The organism is Variovorax sp. P4_B10, from assembly GCF_056402375.1.
Window position 1 is genome coordinate 188,931 of sequence record NZ_JBFUHN010000001.1, and the last position, 26,302, is coordinate 215,232.

Consider the following 26,302-nt stretch of genomic DNA (forward strand, 5'->3'; position numbering starts at 1 on the left):
AACCATCAGTCGGCGCGAATGCCGCGCTCCCGGATCACCGCGCCCAGACGCTTGAAGTCGGCCGAGCCCTTGTCGCCGAAGGCTGCAGGCGTCAGGGGCTCGGGCACGTTGCCTAGAGTTTCGATATGTGCCCTGACCGCCTGTTTGGCCAGCGCGCGGTTGACTTCCGCGTTGATCCGCTGGATCACGGCCGGCTTCGTGCCGGCAGGCGCGTAGAGGCCGAACACCGCATCGGCGTCGAAGCCCTTCAGCCCGAGTTCGTCGAGCGTCGGCACCTCCGGCATTTGGGGCGCCCGCTTGAGGCTTGCCACCGCCAGCATGCGCAGCTTGCCGGTCTGGACGTGCTGGATGCTGATGCCCGGATCAAAGAGGAAGTCGATCTGTCCGCCCAACAGGTCCGTCAGTGCGGGCGCCGCGCCCCGGTAGGGCACGTGGACCGCTTTTGTCCCAGTCTGGCCGGTCATCATCTCCGCCGCGAGATGCGGCGAGCTTCCGTTGCCGGGCGAACCAAAGGATCGCTTGCCGGGGTTGGCCTTCAGATCGGCGACCAGGCCCTTGAAGTCCTTGACCGGGCTGTCGGCGCGAACCACCAGGTAGAACGGAACGCGTGCAACGGATGCGACCGGGACGAGGTCCTTCGCAGGATCGAACGGCATCTTTGCGTAGATGTGCGGATTGATCGAAACCATGCCGCCGGAACTCATCAGAAACGTATAGCCATCGGGCGGCGACTTGGCGACGAAATCGCCGCCGAGGTTGCCTCCGGCGCCACCCTTGTTCTCGACGAGCACCGGTTGGCCGAGCGCCTCCTGCAGCGGGGCGCTGATCACGCGGGCCAACTGGTCGGCCGCGCCTCCGGGAGCGAAGTTGGCGACGATCTTGATGGGCTGCTTCGGCCAGTCCTGGGCCTGGGCAATGCCGTACGGTCCCAGGCTGAGCGCAAGCGCCGCGGTTGCAAGCAGGAACTTCATGGGGTGTCTCCTGCTTTTCATCAGAACGGATAGTGGCGATCGGTGGTCTGCACCGTCAGCCACCGCAGTTCGGTGAAGGCATCGATCCCGGCCTTCCCGCCGAACCGCCCGTAGCCAGAGTCTTTCACGCCGCCGAAGGGCATCTGCGCCTCGTCGTGCACGGTCGGGCCATTCACATGGCAGATGCCGGAGTCGATGCGGTTGGCCACATCCCACGCCCGGGCAATGTCGCGCCCGAACACGGCGGAGGACAGCCCGTAGGGGTTGTCGTTGGCCACGCGCACCGCTTCGTCCACGCCGTCGACGCGCACGATCGGCTTCACGGGACCGAAACTCTCTTCGTGATAGATGCGCATCTGTGGCGTTACGTGGTCCAGCAGCGTTGCCGGCATCAGCGTGCTCTCGGCCTTGCCGCCGCACACGAGTTTGGCGCCCTTGGCGAGCGCGTCGTCGATCAGCGCGTTGCAGCGCTCGACGGTGCTGGCATCGACGACCGAACCGAGCACCACGGGGCCTTTGCGCGGGTCGCCCAGCGGCAGTTGCGTGGCCTTGGCGGCGAGCCTGTCGACGAAGGCGTCCGCGATCCGGCGATCCACGACGATGCGCTCGGTGCTCATGCAGATCTGGCCGCTGTTGGCGAAGGCGCCGAAGGCTGCGCCGTTGACCGCGGCATCGAGGTCGGCGTCGTCCAGCACGACCAGCGGGGCCTTGCCGCCTAGCTCCAGTACCGCCGGCTTGAGGTACTTCGCGCAGGTCAGCGCGATCAGCTTGCCGACGCGGGTGGAGCCGGTGAAGTTCACCCGGCGCAGGGCAGGATGGGCAATGATCGCTTCGACCACGCCGGCCGCGTCCGCTGGCGCATTGGTCACGAAGTTGACGACGCCCGGGGGGAAGCCTGCGTCCTTGAACGCCTCCACGATCAGTCCGTGGGTGGCGGGGCTGAGTTCCGAGCCCTTGAACACCACCGTGTTGCCGCAGGCCAGCGGCGTGGCAATCGCACGCACGCCAAGGATCACCGGCGCGTTCCACGGCGCAATGCCGAGCACCACGCCCGCGGGGCGGCGTATGCCCAGGGCCAGGCTGCCCGGCACGTCGGAAGGGATGACTTCCCCGCCGATCTGGGTCGTCATGCCGGCCGCTTCCTGCAGCATGCCGGCTGCCAGGTGCACGTTGAAGCCGGCCCACGGCGCGGCCGCGCCGGTCTCCGCCGCCATCGACTCGGTCAGGGCCTGTGCCTTGGCCTCGATGGCCTGCGCCGCCTTCAGCAGCAGTGTCCTGCGTTCGCCAGGGCCGGTCCGGGACCAAGCTGGGAACGCCGCAGCCGCAGCCTCTACCGCAGCTACGGCGTCGGCGCGAGTGGCGGCGGGCGCTGTGGTGGCCACCGTGCCGTCGAGCGGGTTGCGGCGCTCGAAGGTGGCGCCGTCCGCGGCCTGCCGGCTCTCCCCATTGATCAACATCGATATCGTGCCCATCGTCTTGTCTCCTTGTAGATCTGAAAAAACGAAAAACTGTCAGGCCACTTCGACCTCGACCAGCATCGGTGCAGCCGATTGAAGGGCCTGGTGCAAGGCCGGGCGCAACTGCTCGGCCGTCTCGACGCGCAGCGCCTTCATGCCTTGCGCGCCGGCCAGCGCAACAAAATCGAGATCGGGCAGGTCGGTGCCCGGAACATGCTCGTCGGGCCGGTAGCCGAAGATGCGGGCGAACTCGTAGAGCGCCGCGTAGCGGCGGTTCTTCAGGATCACGACCGTGACCGGCAGCGCCAGCTGCGCCGCACTCCACAGCGCCTGGATGGCGTACATGGCCGAGCCATCGCCGATCAGTGCAATGACCCGTGCGCCTGGCTTGCCCAGTGCCACCCCCACTGCGGCCGGAAGGCCGTAGCCCAGGCCGCCGCTGCACATGGTGTAGAAAGTTTCTGACTCGAAGATCGGCAAGTGGGCATGCATCACGGGCCGTGCGCTGGGTGCTTCCTCGACCAAGATGCTGTTGCGCGCGCGTACATCGGCCAGCGTCTGCAAAACCCAAGCAACCGGCAAGCGTTCGCCGGCCGGAGGCTCTGCGACGCGCGCTGGCCGGGCATGAGGCCGCGGCGCCGAGCGATCCCGAGGCGTGCTGCACTCGAGCAGATCGAGCAATCCCAGGCGGATGCTGCCGACCACGGAAGTTCCTGTCGGCGCCCAGGCTGCGACCTGCGGATCGTCTGTCAGCTGTACCAGCTCGGTTGATTCGGGCAGGTGCGGACCTTGGCCCGGTACGTGATAAGTGAACGCCGGCGCGCCCAGCGCAAACACCAGGTCGTGGCTCGCGAGCCGCTCGACGATGCGCTCGCGCATCGGCGGCAGGAAGCCTCCCCACAGCGGATGGTCTTCAGGGAAGCTGCACCGGCCCGACATCGGGGCCACGTACACGCGGGCGTTGTGCCGCTCGGCCAATTGAACGGCCTCTTTCCAGGCTTCATCGCGATCGACTGCGGCGCCGACCACGAATGCCGGGGAGCGGGCGCCATCGAGGGCCGTGGCAATGCGCGCGAGAAGGTCGGGGTCTGCGCGCACGTGGCGGCTGACCTCTCGTGCATCCACCGGCAAGGTCTGAACGTCCCAATCGTCGGACGGGATCGAGACCAGCACGGGGCCGCGCGGCGGCGTCATCGCGATGTAGTAGGCCCGCGCAATCGCCAGCGGAACGTCCTCTGCCCGTGCCGGCTCGACGCTCCACTTCACGTAGGGCCTGGGCAACTCGGGTGCCTGCGTGGAGCCGAGGAAGGGCTCGAAGGGCAGGATCGATCGCGCCTGCTGCCCAGCCGTGATCACCAGCGGCGTGCGGTTGCGAAAGGCCGTGAAGATGTTGCCCATTGCATGGCCGACGCCGGCGGCGGAGTGCAGGTTGACGAACGCCGCGTTGTGCGTGGCCTGCGCGTAACCATCCGCCATGCCCACGACCACCGACTCCTGCAGTCCGAGCACGTAGCGGAAGTCTTGCGGGAAGTCGATGAACATCGGCAGCTCCGTCGATCCCGGGTTGCCGAACACGCTCGTCATGCCGAATGCGCGCAGCAGCTTGAAAACCGCGTCTCGCACGGTCAGGGGGCTGCTGCCTGAGAGGGGGGCTTGTGAGGGATGTTCGACGCGTCGATCCATGAATGCTCCTATATGAGGTCTGCAGTTTTGCGGTTCTCATGGTATTCATCAATGCAATGAAATATCTAAAGCAAAATAAGGCATATGCATACTGAAAAGCTGGACATGAACCTGCTCCGCCTGTTCGAGGCGGTCTACCGTCTGGGCAGCGTCAGCCGCGCCGCAGATGCGCTGGGGCTGTCGCAGCCGGCTGCGAGCCAAGGCCTGACGAGGTTGCGGCTCGCCTTGGGCGACGCGCTGTTCGTGCGCGCCAACGGGCGCATGCGCCCGACGTTGCGCGCGGAGCGGCTGGCAAGCGTCGTTCAGCCGGCGGTAGCTGCCATCGAGGGGGTGCTGCGGGACGAAGACACCTTCGATCCCTCACGCTCGCAAATGACCGTTCGGCTGCATATGAACGACATCGGGGAGGCCCGGCTGCTGCCGGAACTGATGGAAGCCTTGCATCGCCAGGCACCCGGCATACGGGTGCATACGATTCCGCTGCCGCACGGGGAGATCACGGATGCCCTTGAAACGGGGGCGATTCATTTCGCACTCGGGTTTCTGCCCTCGGTCAGCGGAACGGAACGCGTCGAACTGCTGCGCGATCGCTACGCGGTGGTGGTGCGAGCGGGACATCCGATGGCCAGGGGCCCGAAGGCAGCGAATGTCCGAATGACGATCCAGGATCTGCGGCGCCTGGAGTATGTAGCAGTGCGCTCGCACTCGGAGACCTTCCGCATCCTGCAGCAGCTCGGACTCGATGGACGGCTGGTGCTCAACTCGGCGCATTTCCTGGCGCTGCCGGCGATCATTGCGCGCACTGATTTCGCCGTCGTGATGCCACAGGCGATCGCGCGCAGGTTCATCGAGCCGAAGCGCTACGCGGTGCTTCCCGCCGCGCTGCCGCGCAGCAACTTCACGGTGTCGCTGCATTGGAGCCGTCGGTTCGAATCGGATCCGGCGCACTACTGGATGCGGAATCTCTTCATCGGCCTTTTCGAGGAAAAGGGCCGTGCAGATTGCCCATAGCTGCGAACCCATTTCGAGCGGACCACCGCTCAACTTGCCTGTGTCCAGTAGATCGGCCCAAGTCTTCGGCGGATCGACGCCGAACTTTGTAGCGTCGTAGGCCATGAGCACGGCGCAGAGGATCGCCGGCTGTTGATCTCCAGCAAGGAACTGGAGCTTCCGGTGGTCGCGCTGACAAGGTACACCAGCCTTTGGCGGGCTATGAGACCGCCATCGAAAGATGGCGGCGATGGGGCAGGTGCGACTGTTCTATGTCGGCGCCACGCGTACTACACCTCGACTCATGATCGCGAATGCAGTCCCCTGCGGTGGTGCATGCGCAATGAGCAGCGCGGGCTGATCTTTCATTGTCCCAAGACTAGCTTTCGTAGTCGCCGCCTTATCGTGAGTTGAGAGCAGGGGCTGGATGGGCTCAAAGCTATTTCGTGTTGATTGCGCGGGTAGCTCCTGGCCTCGATGTCGCTTCGGTCCAATCATCATGGCTCGATCATCCTAGAAACAGAACTTATGGTCGCGTCTACTTCAGGAGATCCAACGGGCGCGTTTCAGGTATGCCGGCTCGCTCGGAAAGCCATCATCCATTACCGTTCTATTTCCTGGAAATCATCGAATGTCGATAACGTTAAAAGCATCATCCCCCGAAGTTGATCCGAAAACGCTGCGTAAGGTGATCTTCGCGGCATCGTTCGGCAATTTCGTCGAATGGTTCGACTTTGCCGCGTATGGTTTTCTCGCAACCATTCTCACGCGGGAGTTTTTCCCGAGCAGCGATCCGGCAGTCGGGCTGCTCAAGACCTTCGCCGTTTTCGCGGTGGCATTTGCATTCCGGCCGCTGGGCGGCATTTTTTTTGGCGTAGTTGGTGACCGCATTGGCCGCAAGCGCACTCTCGCGCTAACCATCCTGATGATGGCCGGGGCGACCACGCTGATCGGTTTGTTGCCGACATATGCCGCGATCGGCGTGTTCGCGCCGATCCTGCTCACGGTACTCCGCTGCGTGCAGGGTTTCTCCGCCGGCGGCGAATATGCCGGCGCATGCGCCTACGTGATGGAGCATGCGCCGCAGCATAAGCGGGCGCGTTACGGTAGCTTTCTACCGATATCGACATTCTCGTCCTTCGCGCTGGCTGCGGTAGTGGCCTATGCGCTCGACGCTTCGCTTTCCGCCGAGGCCATGAGCGCCTGGGGTTGGCGTGTACCGTTTCTGGCCGCCGCGCCCACCGGCCTGATCGGTCTTTACCTGCGGATGAATCTCAGCGAAACCCCGGCGTTTCGCGCGCTTGAAGGCGAGCACAAGGTGGCGCACGCGCCGTTGCGCGACACGCTGCGCACGCAGGCAGCGGGCATTCTGAAACTGGGAGCGTTTATCTCGGTGACTGCAGTGTCGTTCTACATGTTCACCACCTACTTTGCGACTCACCTGCAAGTGGCAGGCGGGTTGAATCGAGCGACGTCGCTGCTGATCACGGTGATCGCGTTGTTATTCGCAGCGGCGCTGTGTCCGCTGGCTGGTCTGTATTCAGACTGGGCGGGCCGCCGGAAGACTATGTTGACGGCGTGCGGCATCCTGATCATTACAGTCTATCCATCGTTCTCGCTGGTGGGTTCGGGGCATTTTTCGCCGTCGGTAATTGGCGTGTGCTTGCTGGCGATTGGCGCGGTGTTGGCGAACGTGGTGACGCCGCCGTTGTTATCCGAAGTGTTCCCAACGCGCACGCGCTATACCGCTTCGGCGACTACCTTCAACCTGGCCTTTACGGTGTTTGGCGGCACGGCGCCGCTCGTCGCCACGTGGCTGATCACGACGACGGGCAACAACATGTCGCCTGCGTTGTATTTGGTCGCGATCGCGGTGATGGGACTGATGGGTGGATTGATGTTGCCGGAAACGGCGAAGATATCGTTGCATGACGCGGGTACCGCTTTTCCCGATGCAACCACCGCCGCCGAGCTGAAAAGCGTACCAAGGCCCGCGGCTTAATCGCTGCGTTGTTGATTTCCATCCGGAAGACGGGCCGGTCGTCGGTATTGACCATTGCCTCGACACCTGCATGCATCATCTTGTTGACCAGCTCAGCTTCTGGATGCATCCCAACGGACCAGGTGTTGGCTAGGCCATCTGCAACCCACAGTTCCTCACCTACGCAGGGGACGCGGAGAAGAGGTTGCCGTTGACTGCTTACGAAGCATCCAGGCCATACGATTCTCCGTTCGACGATCCAGACGCCGCATCCGATCGACTCCGTCGCTGTTCATAAGAGCGCCGAAATTCAGCGGACACAAGGTACTGATCGCGTTTCGCCAGCGAGCGGGTGCGGAATGCCGCCATCGCCATAGGAGCGGACAACCTGTGCGATGACCACCTGATAGCCCTTGAGCCAAAGCGCCTGGCGCTGCTTTGCAGCGATATGTGCAGAGTGCCCGGTGAGCTCCTGGAGCGCCTCCATCGTCTTCCAGTAGTACACGTTGGAGACGAGCCCTGTTGCAGGGTTCTCCCAACTCTCTTCGCCAAAGTAGCCTGGGACGGATTTGGCAAGCTGGGCAATGGCGTTGTCCAAGGCATGGAACTCGTCGTCGAACTCGCCCTTTGCGAAAGTGAAGGTGGACGTGTACATGGGGCGTGCAGGCCTCGTCAGCTTGCTCCCGTGGCGTTGCGCATCAGTCCCGACATTTCTTCGTGTCCGCGTGCCTTCAAAATTTCTGCGGCATTGAGGCGGTCGCGCGCTTCTTTGTTCTGGCTGAGCTTGGACTTGCCCACAAGCGAGGTGACGGCGATCTCGATGCCCACGATGCTGCGCACCATGCTGTCGATGTACTCGGGTGCGGAGTCACCCATCTTCCATGGCTTCGGTTCGGCCGCCTCGTAGCGCCGCGTCAGGCGCGCGATGATGCCGCGCGCAAAGCGCTCGTCGTCGTGCACGGTGAGCACGCCGTGCGCGTGCACCACCTCGTAGTTCCAGGTGGGCACCTGGCGGTGCGCCTCGTGCTTGGATGGGTACCAGTTAGGCGAGATGTAGGCTTGGGCGCCGCTGAAGATGACCATCACCGGAGTTCCGGTGGGGCAGCGCTGCCACAGCGGATTGGCGCGAGCGACGTGCGCCGACAGCAAGCCATGCGTTCCCACGTCGGGGTCGAACTCGAAAGGGAGGTGATCGGCATCCAATCCCGAGGTCCCATGCGTGACCAGCGCACCCAGCGGATGCTCGCGGATGATGCGGTTCAGTTCCTCGGGTCTTGTTTCGGCAAAGTGCGTCGGGATGTACATCAGGGAGGGTGTGAATGGTGTGGGCTGCTGGTACTGTCGCGCGGAACCGGCACAATGGGAAGGTCCAGTTTTATTCCTTTTGCATGGGCCAGTTTTCAACGCCGCCGAGCACAAGTTCCGGTACCGACAGGGCCGGACGCCGCATCTACGACCTGCTGCGCTCCCAGATCGCCGACGGGACGCTCGCCGCGGGTGCGCAGGTGCCGTCAACGCGTGCTCTGGCGGCTGACCTGGGGGTGTCGCGTACCACCGTCACCGCCGCCTACGAGCAGCTCGCGGCCGAGGGCTTCCTTGTCACGTCGGCCGGGCGAGTTGCCCGTGTCGCAAGTCCGCTGGTAGCGCCCGAACGTCCCGATACGAGACCGAAGCAGCGCGGCAGGACTGCACCGACTCTCTCGGCCTTCGGATGTCGCGTGGCCGCGGTCGATATGCCCGGACTTGCTCCTGTGGAACCTTGCCGCATCGACTTCCTGTATGGAGCGGTGGCTTCTCGCGACTTTCCGGCGCTGGCCTGGCGACGCGCCTACCAGGCCGAACTGCTGCGCCATCAACGCCGGCTCTACTACGTTGCGCCCGAAGGCGACGCGTCGCTGCGCCGCTCCCTGCAGGGGTATCTCCGACGCGCGCGGGGCCTGGCCTGCGATGCCGAGCAGATCCTCATGGTGCACGGCTCACAGCAGGCCATCGACCTGTGCGCGCGGCTGCTGTTGAATCCCGGCGACGCCTTCGTCTTCGAGGAGCCCGGCTACCTGATGGCGCGCCGGTGCTTCGAGGCCACGGGCGCCGAGCCCTTGGCAATACCGGTGGACGCCCAAGGGCTGGACACCGCCATGCTGCCAAACGACGATCGCACCCGCCTGGCCTATGTGACGCCTTCGCACCAGTTTCCACTGGGAGGCGTGCTGCCCATCGGCCGCCGCCTGGAGCTGCTCCGTTGGGCGCGAACGCACCGCGCCTGGGTCGTCGAGGACGACTACGACGGCGAGTTTCGCTACGGCCAGCGCCCGATCGACGCACTGCAGTCGGTAGACACTGATGGCCGCGTGATCTACGTGGGCACCTTTTCCAAGGCGCTGTCGCCGCAGCTTCGGCTCGGCTACCTGGTGCTGCCTCCCGAACTGGTGCCGGTGTTCCGGCAGGCCAAGCGGCTGGCCGACCGCCACGCGCCCGTGCTGGAGCAGCGTGTGCTGGCGTCGCTGATCGATAGCGGCGCCTACGAGCGCCACGTGCGGCGCACGCGCCGCGAGCATGAGCGTCGCCGGGCGGCATTGCTCGAGGCCATTGCGCGCCACCTGCCTGCCAGCGCCACGGTCATCGGTGCGGCGGCCGGGCTGCATGTGGTGCTTTGGCTGCCCTTCATGCGGCCGCAGGACGAGCCCGCGCTGGCGGCTGCTGCGCGCAGCAAGGGGGTGGGTGTCTACCCGGTGTCGCCGCTGTTCGCCAAGCCGGAGTCGCGCATGCAACCCCGGCCGGCTGGACTGATCCTGGGATATGCCAGCTTGTCGGTGGAGGAGATCGACCAGGGGATGCGTGTGTTGGCTGCGGTGATCGCCGTGCGGGGTGCGAAGCCGATCGCGAGTGTCGCTAAGACAAAGCGGGCGAGCGTCGAAGCTCCCGGTACAGCGTCGCGCGGCTGATTCCCAGCCGGCGCGCGGCCTCGTCCTTGTCGCCTGCAGTCTCTGCGAGCGTCTTTCGTATGCAGGTATCGCGCTCGCGGTCGAGGTGCGCCTGCAGCGTAGTCGTTGGGGTCGTTCCGTGCCGGCCGGCAATGGCCTGCGGGCGCTTTGCGACAGGCTGATCCGGCAGCCCTGCTTCACCAGAGAGCAGGAAGCGCAGCAGCGCGGCTTCCAACTGCCGCACGTTACCTGGCCAGTCGAAGGCCAGCCATCGCGCGCGAACAGATGAGGGCACCCGGCGCCCCGGCAGTCCTTCGCGCAGCGCCATGCGCTCGAGCAACTGCTCGGCCAACCACTCCAGGTCGTTGCGCTCGCGCAGCGCGGGCATGCGCACGCCGAGCACATTGAGCCGGTAGTACAGGTCGGCCCTGAACTGGCCCGCGTCCACACGCTCCTGAAGGTCGCGGTGGGTGGCGCAGACGACGCGGGTATCGATCGGGATCGGCGAGACGCCGCCCACCCGCACGATCTCCTGGTTCTGCACGGCACGCAAGAGGCTGGCCTGCAGACTGAGGGGCATGTCGCCGATCTCGTCGAGGAACAGCGTGCCGCCGCTCGCGAGCTCGAACTTGCCCGGCTTGCCGCGCGTCCGGGCGCCGGTGAAGGCGCCACCTTCGTAGCCGAAGAGCTCCGCATCGATCAGCGATTCGGGAATGGACGCGCAGTTGACCCACACGAACGGCCGCCGGGCGCGCGGCGACAGTGCGTGGATCGCGTTGGCTGCCAGTTCCTTTCCGCTGCCGGTCTCGCCCTGGACGAGCACGGGCAGCGAGAGCGGCGCGGCCTGTTCGATGGCTGCGCGCACTGCGTCCATCCGGGCGCCTTGGCCCAGGATGTCGTCGATGCCGTAGCGCACGGTCCACGGCGTGGGCGGGCTGTGGATGGCGCGCCCCTGGTCGCCGACGACAGCCACCGCCTTCTTCAGCGCCGCCATGTTGGAGAACAGCGCCAGACCGACCGCGCCGATGATTCGCTCGTCCTGGTAGACGGGCACCTGCCGCGCGAGCAACTGGTGGCCCCGCACTTCGAGCGGCATCATGGTTACGGAGAGGTCGCCGCGCGCCACGTGGTGCAGGCGCGTCTTCGGCGACACGACATCGGTGATGTGCCGGCCGATGAAGTCTTCCTGGGGGCCGCCCAGCAGGCGGCAGTAGGGCGCATTGATGAGCACGACGCGGCCATTGGTGTCGACCGCCACCAGGCAGTCGGACACGTGGTCGAGCACGCGGCGCAGGAACTCGGCCTCGTTCTGGCCGGAGCCGAACCATTCGGGAAAGGGCATTTTTCGTCTCGTATTTGCGACGTTAGGACTCAATATTGAGACTAATGCATGTGCTCCAAGCCGTCAATCGAAGCCGTGGCGAGCATTTATCCAAGCAAATCAAGCACTTGTCGAAATCGCGAAAACGTCCGCCGAGCGGGCCTCGGATTTGCTCTGTGCCCTCCGCCTCGCATTCGACGCGGCGTGGCGGCTTCCACCCTTTCATTTGGAAATGCACATGAACGACACTATTTCAATCGGAGACATGCACGTGCGCGTGGCGGGCCACGGCCCGGCGCTCGTCTTTTGCCACGGCTTCACCACGACCGGCGAATTCTGGCGCCAGCAGATGGGCGTGTTCTCGCGCGACCACCGATTGGTGGTGCCCGATCTGCCCGGCCACGGCCGCTCGGCATCACCGCGCTCGCGCCGCTACACGATCGACGCGTTCGTGACCGACCTCGTGCTGCTGTTCGACAAGCTGCATCTCGACGACGCCATCCTCGTGGGGCTGTCGATGGGCGGCACGATCGCCCAGCGTTTCGCGCTCGCGCACCCGAGCCGCTTGCGCGCGCTGGTGCTGGTGGGCGCCACGCCCCACGGGCTCGGCCCTGACGTGAACGTGAAGAATGTGCTGCACGCCATCGACACTCTGGGCGTCACTGCGGCGAGCCAGGCGGTGATCGACCGCTCGTTCGCCTCCGCCGCCTCAGCCGAACTGGTGGCCTTTGCGCGCGAACAGGTGGCGCAGACTCCGGAATTCGTTGCTCGCGAAGCCATCGTCTCGCTGAACGAGGCGGACAGCCGGGCGCAACTCGCCCGTCTGGCATTGCCGACGCTCGTTGTCTGCGGCGAGGAGGACGCCATCACCCCGCCGGCCGAGTCGCATGCGCTCGCCGCCGGCATTCCCGGCGCGATACTGCAACTGGTGCCCAGCGCCGCGCACTTCCCGATGCTCGAGCAGCCCGAGCGCTTCAATTCGATCCTGCGCGACTTCATTGCTCGCATCGACAACCGGAGCGGCGCTTGACGCGCGCCCGCCATACATCAAGGAGTATGGACATGACAACAACAGTCGAGACATCCCCCGCGACGCCCGAGCGTTCGCGTGAAACGCGCCGGGTGGTCTTCGCCGCAGCGCTTGGCACGGTGCTGGAGTGGTATGACTTCTTCATCTACGGCAGCCTCGCCGTGTTCTTTGGCGGGTTGTTCTTTCCCAAGGGCAACGAGTCGGCGGCCATCCTCGCGTCGCTCGCGACCTTCGGCGCAGGCTTCGTGCTGAGGCCCTTCGGTGCGATCGTCTTCGGGCGTCTCGGCGATCTGGTCGGGCGCAAGAAGACTTTTCTGGTGACGATGATGATCATGGGCACCGCCACCGCCGCCATCGGCTTCCTGCCCACGTTCGAGACCATAGGCTGGGCCGCGCCCGCGCTTCTGGTGTTGCTGCGTCTTCTGCAGGGGCTAGCGATCGGCGGCGAGTTCGGGGGCGCGGTCACCTACATCGCCGAGCATTCCGATCCGCGCCGCCGTGGCTTCATGACCAGCTGGCTGCAGATCACCGGCACCATCGGGCTGCTCGTCTCCCTGGGCGTGATCATGGTGCTGCGCTCGTCGATGTCGGCCGAGTCCTTTGCCTTGTGGGGATGGCGCGTGCCGTTCATGCTGTCGATCGGACTGCTCGCGTACTCGCTCTACGTTCGCATGCGTCTGGAAGAGTCGCCGGTGTTCCTCGAAATGAAGGCGCACGGCAAGGGCTCGCGAAACCCGGTCAAGGACACCTTTGGCGATCCGCGCACCCTGCGCATCGTGCTGGTGACGATCTTCGGCGCTGTGGCCGGGCAGGCGGTGATCTGGTACACCGCGCATTTCTACAGCCTGCAGTTCCTCACCGCGACGCTCAAGCTGCCGCCGCAGTCCGCCTACGCATACCTCACGATCGCCCTGGTGCTGGCCACCCCGTTCTTCGTGCTCTTCGGCTGGCTGTCCGACCTGATCGGGCGCAAGTGGATCATGCTGACGGGCTGCCTGCTTTCCGCAATCCTGTTCATGCCACTTTTCCAGGGCATGGCCAAGTACGGCAACCCGGCGCAGGAAGAGTTCCGCGCCCGCACCCAGGTCGTCATCCAAGGCGGCGACTGCAGCGAGGACCAGTCCTTCATCGGCCAGCTGTTCCAGCCGAAGGCGACCAAGCCGTGCACGCGCGCCCGCTCGTTCCTGGCCGCGCAAAGCGTGCCGTACACGTTGCGGCCGCAGGCGGGCGAGCTGCAGTTCGTGGTCGCCGAGACGACGTTGACCGGTTTCGATGAAGCGGCACTGCGCCGCGTGCTCGTCGAACGCGGCATGCCGCTCACGGCCGACCCGGCACGCGTGAACGCGCCCATGGTCGTGCTGATGCTGTTCGTGCTGGTCCTGCTCGCGACCATGGTGTACGGGCCAATGGGCGCGTTCCTGGTCGAGCAGTTTCCAACGCAGGTGCGTTACAGCGGCGTCTCCGTAGCTCTGCAATTTGGCAATGGCTGGATTGGCGGCTTTGCGCCGTTCATCGCCACTGCAATGGTCGTGAGCAGCGGCGACATCTTCCGGGGCCTCGTCTACACGATTGTCGTAGCTTTGCTCACACTGGTGGTGGGGGCCTTCTGCATTCGTGATCGCCGGGGGCTCGACATGCGCGAGCCAGTGGCGGCAACGGAAGCGCCGCGTGCCACCTCGACGCTCGCTGCGTCCGAACAGTAGATCGGACCGGCATGGCTTTCGCCAAGATCCCCGTCACGATCGTCACCGGCTTCCTCGGGGCTGGCAAGACCACGCTCGTGAACCACCTGCTGGCGCAGTGCAGCGGCACCTACATCGGCATCATCGTCAACGAGTTCGGCGAGGTCGGCATCGACGGGCAGCTGATCGTCGCCGATGACCAGCCGCTGATCGAGATCACCAACGGCTGCGTCTGCTGCACGGTGCGAAAGGACCTGACGGCGGCGGTATGCGAGCTCCTGCAACGCGCCGAACGTCCGATCGAGCGGCTGATCATCGAGACCTCCGGTCTGGCCGATCCCGCTCCGGTGCTGCAGAGCTTTCTCGCCGATCCCGCCCTGTTGCAACTCGTGGAACTCGAGTCGGTGGTCACCGTCGCGGATGCGCGCCACATCCTGCTCCACATCGGCGACGACATCGTCCGCGAGCAGGTCGCCTTCGCCGACGTGATCGTGCTCAACAAGGTCGAGATCCCTAGCGCACCGGAGCTGGAGCAACTCGAGGGAGAGCTGCGCCGGCTGAATCCGGCTGCGCACCTGGTCCGGACCGAGCGAGCACAGGTTTCGGCCGCCGAGCTGCTGGGCACGAAGCGTTTCTCATTGCCGCACGTGCTGTCGATCGAGCCCGACCTGCTGAGTGGCGAGGCGCACGACCACGAGCACGACACCTCGATCGGCTCGTGCTGCATGGAAACCGACGGCGCCATCGACCCGGACCGGTTCAGCCGTTGGATGAACCAGCTTGTCCAACGCGAAGGCGCAGGGCTGATGCGCACGAAGGGAGTGCTTCACTTCGACGGCGAGGCGCGCCAATTCCACTGTCACAGCGTGCACATGCTGCTCGACGCGCGGCCTGGGCGGCGGTGGGCCCCCGACGAGCCGCGCCGCAGCAAGCTGGTCTTCATCGGACGGGAACTGGCGGCCGACGCCTTGCGCGAGGGCTTCCTCGGATGCTTGGCGGTTCAACCTGAACGGGCGCAGGCTCCTTTCTTCGAATCTGAAACGGAGCACCCATGAAACTCCAGCATGCGCTGGGCGGTCTCGAGAACCTCGGGCCTGTGAGCCTCGAAACCCGGGTCTTCGTGCAGGAGTGGGAGAAGCGCATCTTCGGCATCCACACGGTGATGATGGCCGAGAGCGCCCACCTCGCAGAGGCATTGCCCAGATATCCGATGGCCAGCTTGCCCACCACGTTCAAGCACACCTGGACCTGGGCCTCGCTGCGCACCGGTGCCGAGGGCATGCAGCCCTTCGAGTACTTCAAGTTCCGCTACTACGAGAAATGGCTGATGGGCATCAGCCAGTTTTTTGTCGACGAGGGCTACATCACAACCCAAGAGTTGGCTTGGTGGACCGCGCACTATCGCGTCCAGCCCGACGCGCCGCTGCCCGAGCGGTTCAGCGAGACGATCAAACGCCAGATCGTCGACTACCTGCTGCAAGGCGACTCCAGCCTGCGGCCGCTGCCGCATGCACCGCGGTTCACGGTCGGCCAGGCGGTGCAGGTGGCCGACCCTGCGGCGGCTGACCACACGCGGCTACCCGGCTACCTGCGCAACAAGAAGGGCGTTGTCCGCGAGGTGTACCCGGGTGCTTTCGAGTATTTCTGTTCGACCGGTCCGGACGGGCTGGAGGGGCCGATGCCGGTGTACCGCATCGCATTTGACGCGAGCGACATCTGGGGCCCCGACCTCTGCGAACCGAATACGACGATCTACGCCGACCTCTTCGAGGTCTACCTGCAATCCCGAACGCCCGAGAAAGAAGAGAGAACGCCATGAGCAGCGACCTGTTCAAGTACGACGACGAGCGCGAAGCGGCGAGTGCCGCGAAGGTGCGCGCACTGGAGGCCCTGCTGATCGAGAAAGGCGTCATTGGCAGCGACTCGGTCGATGCGGTGCTCGACCATTTCGAGAGGGTTGCCGGGCCGTTCAACGGCGCGCGCATCGTTGCGCGGGCATGGGTCGATCCCGCCTACAAGCAGCGCCTGCTCGACGACACGCCCCAGGCCATTGCCGAACTTCAGCTGCCGCTGGGCATGGAAGGCGCCGAGGGTGAGCACATGGCCGCGGTGGCCAACGGTCCGGGTGTGCACAACCTGATCATCTGTACGCTCTGTTCCTGCTATCCGTGGCCGGTGCTCGGTCTGCCGCCGTACTGGTACAAGGATCCGGTGTTCCGCGCCCGAGGCGTGCGCGAGCCGCGTGCAGTCTTGCGCGAGTTCGGCGTGCCGGTGAGCAAGCACACCGAAGTGAAGGTGTGGGACAGCAGCGCGCAGGTTCGCTGGTTCGTCGTGCCCGAGCGGCCGGCCAACACCGACGGCCTCAGCGAAGAGCAACTGGCCGCGTTGGTCACGCCGGAGGCGATGATGGGCGTCGCGCTGGTACCGCCGCCTACAGCGGCCTGAAGCGAGGTGCCATGTTCACTCGCTTCGAGGAATATGCGGCTTCCCAGATGCTGGGCCATGCCGACTCGCCGCCCCGCAGCCAGGGCAAGCTGTTCTTTGCAGAGGCGTGGCAACGGCAGCTCTTCGGATTGACGCTGGCGGTGGCCAAGCAGGGGCACTTCGACTGGGAGGACTTCCGGCAGCACCTGATTGAATCGATCGGCGACTGGGAACGGCTTGATTGCGCAGCACAGCCGCCGTGGGACTATTACGAGCGGTTCTTCGGGGCGCTGCTGCAGGTTCTGGAACGGCAGCAAGTGGTCACCGAAGGCGAGCTGGCCCGGGTCCTGGCCGATCGGCCGTTGCGGAGCCATGAATGAGCGCCGAGTGGCTGTCCTTTTCCGGCTTGTTCCTGATGTTCGCGCTGGGGCTGCGGCACGGGTTGGACCCCGACCATATTGCATGCATCGACAGCCTGACCTGGCGGGCACTCAATCATTCGCATACCAATGCAGGTTGGATCGGAACCTTGTTCGCGCTCGGTCACGGCCTGCTGGTCACGCTGATCGCGGTGGTCGTCAGCAAGCTTGCGCTGCACTTCGATCCTCCGGGCCTCGTGGTGACCGTTTTCGGATGGATTCCAACCTTGCTGCTGATCGTGGTCGGCTGCCTCAATCTGCGCCTGCTGCTGCGCAGGGACGAGGCCTACACGCCGACCGGCTGGAAAATGAGCCTGATCCCTGCGCGGTTGCGGCAGCAGACGAGTGCCTGGTCGGTGGTGGTCATCGGCGTGCTGTTCGCCACCGTCTTCGACACTGCCACACAGGCGGCAGCCTGGGGCTACGTCGCCAGCAACAAGAACGGCGGTGCATGGGCTGCCTTGCTCGCGGGGATGACCTTTACGGCAGGGATGATGGTCACCGATACGCTGGACGGCCGCATCATCTGCCGAATCGGCCGAGGCATCGAAAACCCGGAGGCAGGGCGCCGCGTGCGCCGGACACTGGGCTGGCTCATCGTTGCCATCTCATTCGGCGTGGCTGTCTACAACGTGGCCAAGGCGTTGTTGCCGGAAGTCGAACTCGACGACATGGCGTTTTCATTCGCCGGCGCTGCGCTGGTTGTTGTCATGTTGGGCATCTGGGCATGGAGTGCCAGGCGCGCACGCAGCGCGAAAGCGGCCGCCATGCCCGGCCTTCGGGAAGACGCGCCCCCAACACCCCTCCCTTCGCGGACCTCCTGATGTCGCCCCGCGGCGTACGTCGGTGAAAGCGTCTTTGCTTCCAGCGATCAGGCAGCAGCCGGGCGCGTTCGTGGTGGCAGACGGCACCAGCTGCAGGCATCAGATCGCCGATGGCGCGGGTCGGGATGCGCTGCATGTCGCTTGCCTGCTGGACGAACTTCTGATCCGTCGTGACCAACCAACAAGGGGCGACTGAATGCGCGACTTTCTTGCGGTCGCGTCGCGGAAGAACATGGGGAGCTTAGACATCTCACGATCCCAGCCGCGTCGAAGGAAGACATCGTCACTCTGTTCAAGACCTCGATAGAACCCGCTGAATCTGGACCGAGTGAGCCGAGCTTCGCGTCCCGCTCAATGGCTGGGTCGATCCATCGGCGTCCCGAGCTATCGCGACGATGCTCACCGGGCCGGGCGTTCGCGGCAGCGGAAGCACCGTCGCGAACTGCTGCCATTCGAATTCTCGACGGGGCCGGACCTCGGCCTCCTTCCACGTTGCCCCGCCGTCGGTGCTGAGAGCCACGCCACCGATGCCGTTGTTGCTCCAGGCCCAGCCCTTGACTTCCACGTCATCAGTGGAGATGGTGTCGCCGGGTGCCGGATGGGTGATCATCGAATTGGGCTCAACGGCCCACACCGGCTCTCGATCGACTTCGCCTTCGTGCTCGCTGTCGCGGTTGTACCAGACGGTCGTGAAGGGGGAATTCGCGCGCCGGCCCCGGACCGACAGCCGGCAGAGCCACTTCGTCATGTTGGTGCCGAACCAGCCTGGCACGATCAGGCGAACAGGGCCGCCCCGCTCGCGCGTCAGGGGTGCGCCATTCATCTCGTAAGCCACGAGCACCTCGTGAGACAGCGCCTTCGAGATCGGCAGATCCTTGCGGTACCGGTTCATCTTGCGACCGCCGAATTCGCCGCTATCGAGCCCGTCCGACCAGACATGGGTGGCACCCGTCTCGAGCTGCGCATGCTCGAGCAGCACAGCCAGCGGCACTCCCGTCCACCGGACGTTGCCTACCCGCCAGAGATTGCCGTCAACTGGCACCAGGGGGCTGCCAAAGCACTCGTGGAAGGCCGTGACGGAGACAGAAGGCAACTGCCTGAGACCGTCCAGCCCGATCGAGAAAGGCCTGCGTACGAGCCCGTCCACTTGCAGTCGCCATCGCCTGGCGTCGACTTCGACGGAGCCCATGTGGATGGTCTCGAAGAGCTGCGCATCGCAGGTGATGAAGTCGCGCAGCGCCGCAGGGGCGGGTGGCGGCTTCAGGTGGAATCCGGGAGACCGGCCAATGACGACCGAGCGCTCCGCTCCTTCAGGCAATGGTGGCAGGCAATCGGAGCTACTCATCCAGCACCCCGGCAGTCATCTCATCGTCGAGCAGCCGAGGAAACTGCGGATCGGATGGCCCTGACCACGCGACCGGCTCGTGGCGGCGTCGTTCGACACCCAGAGAGAAGACGTCGAATCGGTTGTAGTAGCCCACCACGTCATGAAACTGCTTTGGCTCGATGCACTTGTTCAGGTCGAACTCGGCATAGGCGATCCCTTCCTCGTGCTGGAGCGTGTCGCCGATCTGCGTGCCGGTCGGGTCCACGAACATCGATGCGGCGCGCGGCGTGCCGTCGACCACCTCTGCCACGGCCGGATCGCGATCCACAAGAAAGTCACGCATCGCCTTGTCCATGAAGCTCGCGCAGATGATTCCGAACGCCTTGGCTTCGAACGAATGGGCGGACGCCCGAATACGGTTTGCTGCAACGTTGTCGAAGTTTCCGCCGCCCGACGGCTTGCGCGTGGGCCACATCGGAGGCCAGCTGGAGACATGGATCTGCTCTGCCTGCGCCATGAGCGAGAAGCGTGCGAGCGGGTTGGTGTTCTCGCCGCAGATCAGCCCACCGATGCGCCCGAAGCGGGTCTCGGCGACCCGAAGCCCTTGTCCATCTCCCGCCGCCCAGACCAGCTTCTCGTAGAAGGTCGGTACCAGCTTGCGATGATGGTTGAGCAACTCGCCTGTCTCGCCGATCAGGATGTTCGAGTTCCAGATGCAGCCTGCGCTCACGGTGCTGCGTTCACTGATGCCCATCGACACGCACACCCCAAAGCGCTTGGCGGCCGCGGCAATCAAGGCCACCTCGGGCCCCGGCACGTAGACGCTGTTCTCGACCATCGCCTCGAACAGATCGTGGTTGTAGATGGGCGCCCACAGGGCCGCCCAGACCGGGAACGCCGGTATATAGGTCTCTGGAAACGCGATCACCTGCGCGCCATTGAGGGCGGCCTCCTTGATGATCGAAACCGCCTTCTCGGTCGTGGCGGTTTTATCGAGCAGCACCGGCGCTACGTGGGCGGCAGCAACCTTCACCCGGGGCAATGAACTCATTTCAGGTACTCGCTATGCGTTGCTGAGGGCCACAGGATAGTTGCCGGTACGGCCGCATAGATGCTCGAAAAACGCAACGAGAGGTGCGTTTTTACAGGCTCTGCGGGTCCATGCAGGATCTGCGCACAGCAGGTTGTGAATTTCCAGGCGGCTATTTGCACGGAACATGCCCACCATTGCTGTGTCGCGGACCTGATCCGTTCAACCCACCTGGAGGGCCCATGGACCCATCGCACGAGTATGTTCGCCTTTCCCGCACCGGCCTCTGCGCATGTGGCAGTACCCACGGTGACGATGAGGAGTGCCTCGCGGAGAAGCCTGCGAATGCCGACGACGCGCTGGCCGGCGCCATGGCCCAGGGCATGCTGCACGGCCTTTTTCCCGAGCGCGGCCTGCGGCGTGCCTTCGTCAAGACGCTGGGGAGGGCAGGGGCGCTGGCCGCACTCACGGCACTCACGCCCCTGACCCAGCTAGCCGCCGTCGCGCAGGAGCGCAGCAAGGGCGTGCCGGAGAAAAAGCGGCTCGCTGTCGGCTTCCTGCCCATCACCTGCGCGACGCCGCTGATCTATGCGGAGCAGCTCGGACTCTTCCCGCGCGAGGGCCTGGAGCTGAGCCTGCAGAAGATCGCCGGAATCGCGCTGATTCGCGACAAGGTGGTCAACGGCGAACTGGACATCTCCCAACAGGTGATGCCAGTTGCGCTGGCCATGTCCGCTGGCGTCGGTGGCGCTCCTATTCCGACTCGTGTGATGACGGTGCTCAACCAGAACGGCAATTCGCTGGTCCTTGCGATGAAGCACAAGGACAACCGCGACCCGAAGAACTGGAAGGGCTTCAGGTTCGCCGTGCCGTTCGAGCAATCCCATCAGATGCTCCAGCTGCGCCACTACCTCGCATCGGCAGGGCTGGACGCGGACCGGGACGTGTCCTACCGCGTCGTTCCTCCGTCCGAGTACGTTTCCAACCTCCGGGTGGGCAACATCGACGGCTTCTTCGGCGGCGAGCCGGGCGGGCAACGGGCCGTGTACGAAGGTGCGGGTTTCATTCACCTGGTCTCGAGCGAGATCTGGCCGGAGCATCCTTGCTGCTCGGTCACAGCGACCGAGGCCTGGATCAAGGCCCACCCGAACAGCTTCATGGCCGCCTACCGCGCGATCATCGCGGCGAGCCTGCATGTGTCCGAGCCTGCCAATCGCACGGGGATAGCCAAGATCCTTGCCCAGCCCCAATATCTCAATCAGCCCGAAACGGTCGTGGACCAGGTCCTCACCGGCAGGTATGCCGATGGCCTTGGCAACGTGAAGACCCTGCCGCGCCGCATCGACTTCCAGCCCTTTCCTCACTACTCCAGCGCGGTGTGGCTTCTGACCCAGATGCGCCGATGGAACATGATCAAGGAGGACCTGGACTACAAGGGCCTCGCCCGCCAGGTGATGCTGGCCACCGATGCAAAACGCCTCATCGAGGAGCGCGGCGGCAGGGCGCCCGAGGTCGGATTCCGCAAGGAAACCATCCTGGGCAAGAGCTTCGACTCCGACCGACCCGCCGACTATCTGAAGTCGCTGGGCAAGGCTTGATCATGCAGAGCTCGATCTCAACCTCGCGCTCCTGGCTGGCCACCTTGGCGATCGGCCTGCTCTTGCTGGCAGTCTGGCAGGCACTCGCCTCCAGCGGAGGCGCCAGCGCGCCGGCGGAGATCTCGGACTACGACAGGTTGATGGGCAAGAGCCCCGGTGCATCTGTGGAGCGCTCGGCCATCCCGACGCCGATCGACGTGTTCAAGCGCGCCGGCGAACTGTTTGCAGATCCATTCCGCCGCAACGGCGAGAACGACCTGGGGATTGCCTGGCATCTGCTCGATTCGCTCAGGCGCGTGTTCAGCGGCTACGCCCTGGCCGTCCTGGTCGGGGTCCCCTTGGGCTTCTTGCTGGGACTGGTTCCCTGGTTGGGTCAGGCGCTGAATCCCTTTATTCAGCTGCTGCGCCCTGTCTCGCCCATGGCCTGGATGCCGCTCGCGCTCTACACGCTGAAGGACAGCGGCGCCTCGGCGATCTTCATCATCTTCATCTGTTCGATCTGGCCCATCCTGCTCAACACCCTGTACAGCACCGCGAGCGTGCGCCAGGACTGGACCAATGTCGGCCGCGTCATCGGACTCACGCCGCTGGAGCGCGCGCGCAAGATCGTCTTTCCGGCAGCAGTTCCCATGATCCTCACGGGCATGCGCATCTCGATCGGCATCGCATGGCTGGTGATCGTGGCGGCGGAGATGGTGGTGGGCCAGAGCGGGATCGGCTTCTTCGTGTGGAACGAATGGAACAACCTGCAGATCTCCAGCATCATCGTCGCCATCGTGATGATCGGCATTGTCGGCCTGGTGCTCGACCAGTTGCTGGGCGCATTGATGAAGCAGCTGAGCTTCCGTGAATGAAAGATCAGACGATGTTGCGGCCAACTTTCTCAACTGTTTCGACTGCCTCGACCGCAACGCCCGGGTTCCTGCGCGTTTGCGGTGTGCGGCAGACCTTCAGCACGCCCAAAGGCGAATTTCCTGCGCTCAGCGAGATCAATCTGGAGATTCGCAGGGGCGAGTTCGTCGCCCTGATCGGCCACTCCGGTTGCGGCAAATCCACGCTGCTCAACCTTCTCGCCGGCCTGGCATCCCCGACCGCGGGAACCGTCTCGTGCGACGGGGAGGTCATCCGCGGGCCGGGACCTCGGCGGGCGATGGTATTTCAGAACCATTCTCTCCTGCCTTGGCTCAGCTGCTTCGACAACGTGCGCATGGCTGTGCGCAGCGTGTTTCGTGCGGAGTCTGCTTCCGCGGTCGATCGCCGCGCCGAGGCGGCGCTCGAGATGGTCGGCCTGGCGCATGCCGCGCACAAGAAGCCCAGCGAAATCTCAGGCGGCATGAAGCAGCGCGTCGGCATCGCCAGGGCGCTGTCGATGGAACCGCAGGTCCTGCTGATGGACGAGCCCTTCGGCGCACTCGACGCGCTCACGCGCGCCAAGTTACAGGACGAGCTGCTCGGCATCGTCGAGAAAACCGAAAGCACCGTCGTCATGGTCACGCATGACGTGGACGAGGCGGTGCTCCTTGCGGACCGCATCGTCATGATGACCAACGGTCCCGCGGCACGGATCGGGGAGATCCTGGACGTCCCCATCGGGCGCCCGCGCGATCGCGTCAGCCTGGCGACCGACCCGACCTATGCGGAGTGCAGGCGCGCACTGATGGACTTCCTGTACCGCCGCCAGGCGCATGTCGAGCAGCCGACGGGCTGAATTCACCTCGGCAATCTTCCATCGCCGAGGCACTGTGCCCGGACTGAGAGGCGGCCATGCTCGGCTGCGCTTTCCCTTGTATTGCGCATCTCGATGTGAAATGCTATCCAGAAGCCACCGGCCGGTCACGCCGATGGAGGATTGCATACGACAACGCACGAGAAGGCCGCATGACGACCAAGAAGGTACCCCTCGCCAACCTCGATTGGGACGATGTGCGCCTGTTCCTGCATATCAGCCGTACCGGGAGCCTCTCCCAGGCGGCCAGGCAGCTTCACATCGATCATTCCACGGTCAGCCGCCGGCTCTCGCAGCTGGAGCTGTGCCTGGGCGGCCCACTTTTCGAGCGTCACCGCGCCGGACTCAAACCCACCGAGCTGGCGCATGTCCTCGCCCTCCAGGCCGAGAACATGGAGCGAGCGGTCTTGTCGCTGCAGGAGGAACTCGGCGGAACCGACAGAGAGCCTTCAGGCAGTGTGCGCGTGGCCATGATGGAGGGGATCGGCACCACCTTTGTAGCTCGGCATCTCGAATCGCTGCTGTGCAAGTACCCCAAGCTGCGGGTGGAACTGGTGACTTCTTCTTCCATCGTCAATGTGAGCCGCAGAGAAGCCGATGTCTTCGTCAGCTTTTTTAAACCGATCGGCCAAGGGTTGGCATGCGAGACAGCGGGCTCGTTCGCGCTGTATCTGTATGCCTCCCGGAGTTATCTGGAGAAGCACGGAACACCTGCGAGTCTGGCTGACCTTTCCAAGCATCAGTTCGTGGGATATCTGGACGACCTGATCCAACTCGACGCCGTACGCTGGCTCGATGAACTGATCACCCGGCCTCAAATGAGCTTTCAGTCCAACAGCATGCTGGCGCAGATGACGGCCTCTGCGTCCGGGCTGGGCCTGGTGCTGCTTCCCAAGTTCTCCGTGGTGAAGGAGGACACGCTGGTGCCCGTGCTTGCCGACACGGCAAGGGTGATGCGAACGCTCTGGGTGAGCGTGCACCATGACCTCCAATACTCGGCCCGCATCCGGGCCGTCACCGAGTATCTTCGGCGGCTTTTCGAGTCGAAGCAGGAATGGCTTAACGGCCCTGCGGACGCGGAGCCGCACGGCTAGCGTGGTGAGATAGACGCCTGTTGACAAGCGTTCCTCGCTTGCAACGGTGTCTTCAGCAAACGCTGCGGTGGCGCCAATGCAGACCCCCGCCGACGGGTTCGCTTGCAGCGTCTGGCTCATCCTCGTGCCCGGCAAGTTGCGTCAGCGTGAACCAAGCGCTTTCCTTCGAGAACACGACCATCGATGACAACGACCAGGTTGAGCGCARCCACGGTTGTCATGGTTTTGGCGTTCTACTGAACAGAATGCTTGTATCTATTTTAGAATTGTCCTAGACTTTCGGACATCGACACACGAGAGACATGCGCATGAAGCGATACCAGCTGTTCATCAACAACGAATGGATCGACCCGGCCTCCGGTGTCTGGTTCGAATCGACCGAGCCCTACTCTGGCAAACCATGGGCCGAGGTTCCGAGGGGCGGGGCGGCGGATGTCGAACTCGCGGTGCGCGCCGCGCATGACGCGCTTGAAGCACCTGCTTGGCGCGATCTGACAGCAACGCAGCGCGGCGCCTTGCTGCGCAAGCTTGCTGACCTGGTGAGCCAAAACATCAACGTTCTGGCAGAGACCGAGCAGCGTGACAACGGCAAGCTCATCGCCGAGGTCAGTGGGCAAGTCCAGAACGTTGCGCAATGGTTTCACTATTACGCAGGCTTGGCGGACAAGGTCCAGGGCGCAGTGGTGCCGATCAACAAGACCGGCGTCTTCAACTACGTCAAGCACGAACCCCTTGGTGTGGTCGCGGCGATCACACCGTGGAACTCTCCGCTCGCCCTGACGGTATGGAAGATCGCCCCGGCGCTTGCAGCGGGCAACACCATGGTGATCAAGCCTTCGGAGTACACGTCGAGCTCGTTGTTGGAACTGGCTGCCTTGGTGAAGTTGGCGGGCTTCCCGCCTGGCGTCTTCAACGTCATCACCGGTTTCGGCGCTGAAGTCGGGGAGCCACTCGTGAGCCACCCCCTGGTGGCCAAGGTGGCCTTCACCGGCGGCGACGCCGCCGGCCAGAAGATCAACGAGATTGCCGCCAGGGACTTCAAGAAAGTCACCCTCGAACTCGGAGGCAAGTCCGCCAACATCGTGTTTGACGACGCGGACCTGGACCAGGCCGTGATGGGCGCGGTGGCCGGCATCTTCGGTGCGGCCGGGCAGACCTGCATGGCCGGCTCGCGGCTTCTGGTACAGCGCGGCATTCACGACCGCTTCGTTGCGATGCTCATCGATGTGGCAAGCAAAGCCATCGTGGGCGATCCGGCAAAGATGGAAACCCAGGTCGGACCCATCGCTACAAAAGCCCAGTTCCAGAAAATCCTGGACTACATCGAGATCGCCAAGGACGGCGGCGCCGAGTGCGTGCTCGGCGGCCATGCGCTCACCGGCGAAGGCTACGGACAAGGCCAGTTCGTGGCGCCCACCATCTTCACCGGCGTCACCAATGACATGCGCATTGCGCAGGAAGAAGTCTTCGGGCCCGTGCTCTCGGTGATTCCTTTCGACGACGAGGCCGATGCGCTGCGCATCGCCAACGACACCCAGTTTGGTCTCGCGGCCGGCGTATGGACGCAGAGCCTGCATCGTGCGTTCCACATGTCGGACCGGTTGAAGGCCGGTACGGTGTGGGTCAACAACTATCGCGCCACCAGTTTCACCACGCCCTTCGGAGGCTACAAGCGTAGCGGCATCGGGCGCGAGGGCGGCGTCGACGCGATCAAGGAATACCTGCAAAGCAAGAGCGTCTGGATCACCACACAACCGTCACGCACCAACGCATTCGTGCTCGGCTGACCCCCAACCCGGCGCCTGAGCGCCGTCCTCGGAGACA

Annotated in this window: 23 protein-coding genes; 15 read left to right on the plus strand and 8 right to left on the minus strand. The window is 64.5% G+C overall.

Translation table 11 applies throughout. The features are described from left to right. Nucleotides 1–5: 5 nt before the first annotated feature. Genes AC1DXX_RS00930 through mdlC form a run of 3 tightly spaced genes read right to left on the minus strand, consistent with a single transcriptional unit; the run spans nucleotide 6 to nucleotide 4,111 of the window. Nucleotides 6–971: a Bug family tripartite tricarboxylate transporter substrate binding protein gene (locus AC1DXX_RS00930; RefSeq protein WP_478132281.1), complete on the minus strand. Its 966-nt coding sequence runs from the start codon at nucleotides 969–971 to the stop codon at nucleotides 6–8. 20 nt (nucleotides 972–991) lie between these two features. Then, nucleotides 992–2,443 (minus strand): aldehyde dehydrogenase, encoded by a 1,452-nt coding sequence (locus AC1DXX_RS00935; protein WP_478132282.1) that lies wholly within the window; start codon nucleotides 2,441–2,443, stop codon nucleotides 992–994. Nucleotides 2,444–2,482: 39 nt separating this feature from the next. Continuing rightward, nucleotides 2,483–4,111: a benzoylformate decarboxylase gene (gene mdlC / locus AC1DXX_RS00940; protein WP_478132283.1), complete on the minus strand. Its 1,629-nt coding sequence runs from the start codon at nucleotides 4,109–4,111 to the stop codon at nucleotides 2,483–2,485. An 84-nt stretch (nucleotides 4,112–4,195) separates the two neighbouring features. Here mdlC and AC1DXX_RS00945 point away from each other — a divergent pair, with 84 nt between their 5' ends. Both AC1DXX_RS00945 and AC1DXX_RS00950 read left to right on the plus strand, forming a co-directional pair. Further along, nucleotides 4,196–5,122 (plus strand): LysR family transcriptional regulator, encoded by a 927-nt coding sequence (locus AC1DXX_RS00945; protein WP_478132284.1) that lies wholly within the window; start codon nucleotides 4,196–4,198, stop codon nucleotides 5,120–5,122. A gap of 610 nt (nucleotides 5,123–5,732) precedes the next feature. Next, on the plus strand, nucleotides 5,733–7,103 hold the full coding sequence (locus AC1DXX_RS00950; protein WP_478132285.1) for an MFS transporter: 1,371 nt from the start codon (nucleotides 5,733–5,735) through the stop codon (nucleotides 7,101–7,103). A 289-nt stretch (nucleotides 7,104–7,392) separates the two neighbouring features. Here AC1DXX_RS00950 and AC1DXX_RS00955 read toward each other — a convergent pair whose 3' ends face one another. Continuing rightward, complete coding sequence (locus tag AC1DXX_RS00955; protein ID WP_478132286.1) at nucleotides 7,393–7,737, minus strand: antibiotic biosynthesis monooxygenase family protein; 345 nt, start codon at nucleotides 7,735–7,737, stop codon at nucleotides 7,393–7,395. A 17-nt stretch (nucleotides 7,738–7,754) separates the two neighbouring features. Beyond that, nucleotides 7,755–8,387, minus strand: coding sequence for an FMN-binding negative transcriptional regulator (locus tag AC1DXX_RS00960; protein WP_478132287.1), 633 nt, complete (start codon nucleotides 8,385–8,387; stop codon nucleotides 7,755–7,757). An 83-nt stretch (nucleotides 8,388–8,470) separates the two neighbouring features. Between AC1DXX_RS00960 and pdxR the strand changes: the two genes are divergently transcribed. Next, nucleotides 8,471–10,024, plus strand: coding sequence for a MocR-like pyridoxine biosynthesis transcription factor PdxR (pdxR, locus tag AC1DXX_RS00965; protein WP_478132288.1), 1,554 nt, complete (start codon nucleotides 8,471–8,473; stop codon nucleotides 10,022–10,024). On the opposite strand, the gene AC1DXX_RS00970 is transcribed toward pdxR, so the two are convergent. Further along, complete coding sequence (locus AC1DXX_RS00970; protein WP_478132289.1) at nucleotides 9,972–11,345, minus strand: sigma-54 interaction domain-containing protein; 1,374 nt, start codon at nucleotides 11,343–11,345, stop codon at nucleotides 9,972–9,974. The genes pdxR and AC1DXX_RS00970 overlap by 53 nt on opposite strands. A gap of 211 nt (nucleotides 11,346–11,556) precedes the next feature. Between AC1DXX_RS00970 and AC1DXX_RS00975 the strand changes: the two genes are divergently transcribed. Genes AC1DXX_RS00975 through AC1DXX_RS01005 form a run of 7 tightly spaced genes read left to right on the plus strand, consistent with a single transcriptional unit; the run spans nucleotide 11,557 to nucleotide 17,703 of the window. Continuing rightward, the gene (locus AC1DXX_RS00975) at nucleotides 11,557–12,354 is read left to right on the plus strand and encodes an alpha/beta fold hydrolase (protein ID WP_478132290.1); all 798 of its coding nucleotides are present in this window, start codon (nucleotides 11,557–11,559) and stop codon (nucleotides 12,352–12,354) included. Between the two features lie 26 nt (nucleotides 12,355–12,380). After that, a complete protein-coding gene (locus AC1DXX_RS00980) occupies nucleotides 12,381–14,057 on the plus strand; it encodes an MFS transporter (protein WP_478132291.1) in 1,677 nt (558 codons plus the stop codon). 11 nt (nucleotides 14,058–14,068) lie between these two features. Next, the gene (locus AC1DXX_RS00985) at nucleotides 14,069–15,091 is read left to right on the plus strand and encodes a CobW family GTP-binding protein (protein WP_478132292.1); all 1,023 of its coding nucleotides are present in this window, start codon (nucleotides 14,069–14,071) and stop codon (nucleotides 15,089–15,091) included. Then, nucleotides 15,088–15,855 (plus strand): nitrile hydratase subunit beta, encoded by a 768-nt coding sequence (nthB, locus tag AC1DXX_RS00990; RefSeq protein WP_478132293.1) that lies wholly within the window; start codon nucleotides 15,088–15,090, stop codon nucleotides 15,853–15,855. Before AC1DXX_RS00985 ends, nthB begins: the two co-directional genes overlap by 4 nt. Further along, nucleotides 15,852–16,481: a nitrile hydratase subunit alpha gene (gene nthA, locus AC1DXX_RS00995; RefSeq protein ID WP_478132294.1), complete on the plus strand. Its 630-nt coding sequence runs from the start codon at nucleotides 15,852–15,854 to the stop codon at nucleotides 16,479–16,481. Before nthB ends, nthA begins: the two co-directional genes overlap by 4 nt. Nucleotides 16,482–16,492: 11 nt before the next feature. Next, the gene (locus AC1DXX_RS01000) at nucleotides 16,493–16,840 is read left to right on the plus strand and encodes a nitrile hydratase accessory protein (RefSeq protein ID WP_478132295.1); all 348 of its coding nucleotides are present in this window, start codon (nucleotides 16,493–16,495) and stop codon (nucleotides 16,838–16,840) included. Next, complete coding sequence (locus AC1DXX_RS01005) at nucleotides 16,837–17,703, plus strand: HoxN/HupN/NixA family nickel/cobalt transporter (RefSeq protein ID WP_478132296.1); 867 nt, start codon at nucleotides 16,837–16,839, stop codon at nucleotides 17,701–17,703. Before AC1DXX_RS01000 ends, AC1DXX_RS01005 begins: the two co-directional genes overlap by 4 nt. A 292-nt stretch (nucleotides 17,704–17,995) precedes the next feature. On the opposite strand, the gene AC1DXX_RS01010 is transcribed toward AC1DXX_RS01005, so the two are convergent. Both AC1DXX_RS01010 and AC1DXX_RS01015 read right to left on the minus strand, forming a co-directional pair. Further along, entirely contained in the window at nucleotides 17,996–19,048 is a 1,053-nt protein-coding gene (locus AC1DXX_RS01010) for a molybdopterin-dependent oxidoreductase (protein ID WP_478132297.1), read from the minus strand. Then, nucleotides 19,041–20,081: a carbon-nitrogen hydrolase family protein gene (locus AC1DXX_RS01015; protein WP_478132298.1), complete on the minus strand. Its 1,041-nt coding sequence runs from the start codon at nucleotides 20,079–20,081 to the stop codon at nucleotides 19,041–19,043. The genes AC1DXX_RS01010 and AC1DXX_RS01015 overlap by 8 nt, the downstream gene beginning before the upstream one ends. A 221-nt stretch (nucleotides 20,082–20,302) precedes the next feature. On the opposite strand from AC1DXX_RS01015, the gene AC1DXX_RS01020 reads away from it, so the two are divergent. The 5 genes from AC1DXX_RS01020 to AC1DXX_RS01040 all read left to right on the plus strand — a co-directional run bounded on the left by AC1DXX_RS01020 (nucleotide 20,303) and on the right by AC1DXX_RS01040 (nucleotide 26,265). Next, nucleotides 20,303–21,658 carry a CmpA/NrtA family ABC transporter substrate-binding protein gene (locus AC1DXX_RS01020; RefSeq protein ID WP_478132299.1) on the plus strand — a complete coding sequence of 452 codons (1,356 nt, stop codon included), beginning with the start codon at nucleotides 20,303–20,305 and terminating at the stop codon, nucleotides 21,656–21,658. A 2-nt stretch (nucleotides 21,659–21,660) separates the two neighbouring features. Beyond that, entirely contained in the window at nucleotides 21,661–22,512 is an 852-nt protein-coding gene (ntrB, locus tag AC1DXX_RS01025) for a nitrate ABC transporter permease (protein ID WP_478132300.1), read from the plus strand. 11 nt (nucleotides 22,513–22,523) lie between these two features. Further along, nucleotides 22,524–23,366 (plus strand): ABC transporter ATP-binding protein, encoded by an 843-nt coding sequence (locus tag AC1DXX_RS01030; RefSeq protein WP_478132325.1) that lies wholly within the window; start codon nucleotides 22,524–22,526, stop codon nucleotides 23,364–23,366. Nucleotides 23,367–23,536: 170 nt separating this feature from the next. Next, complete coding sequence (locus AC1DXX_RS01035) at nucleotides 23,537–24,478, plus strand: LysR family transcriptional regulator (RefSeq protein ID WP_478132301.1); 942 nt, start codon at nucleotides 23,537–23,539, stop codon at nucleotides 24,476–24,478. Between the two features lie 308 nt (nucleotides 24,479–24,786). Further along, nucleotides 24,787–26,265, plus strand: coding sequence for an aldehyde dehydrogenase (locus AC1DXX_RS01040; protein WP_478132302.1), 1,479 nt, complete (start codon nucleotides 24,787–24,789; stop codon nucleotides 26,263–26,265). Nucleotides 26,266–26,302 lie beyond the last annotated feature (37 nt).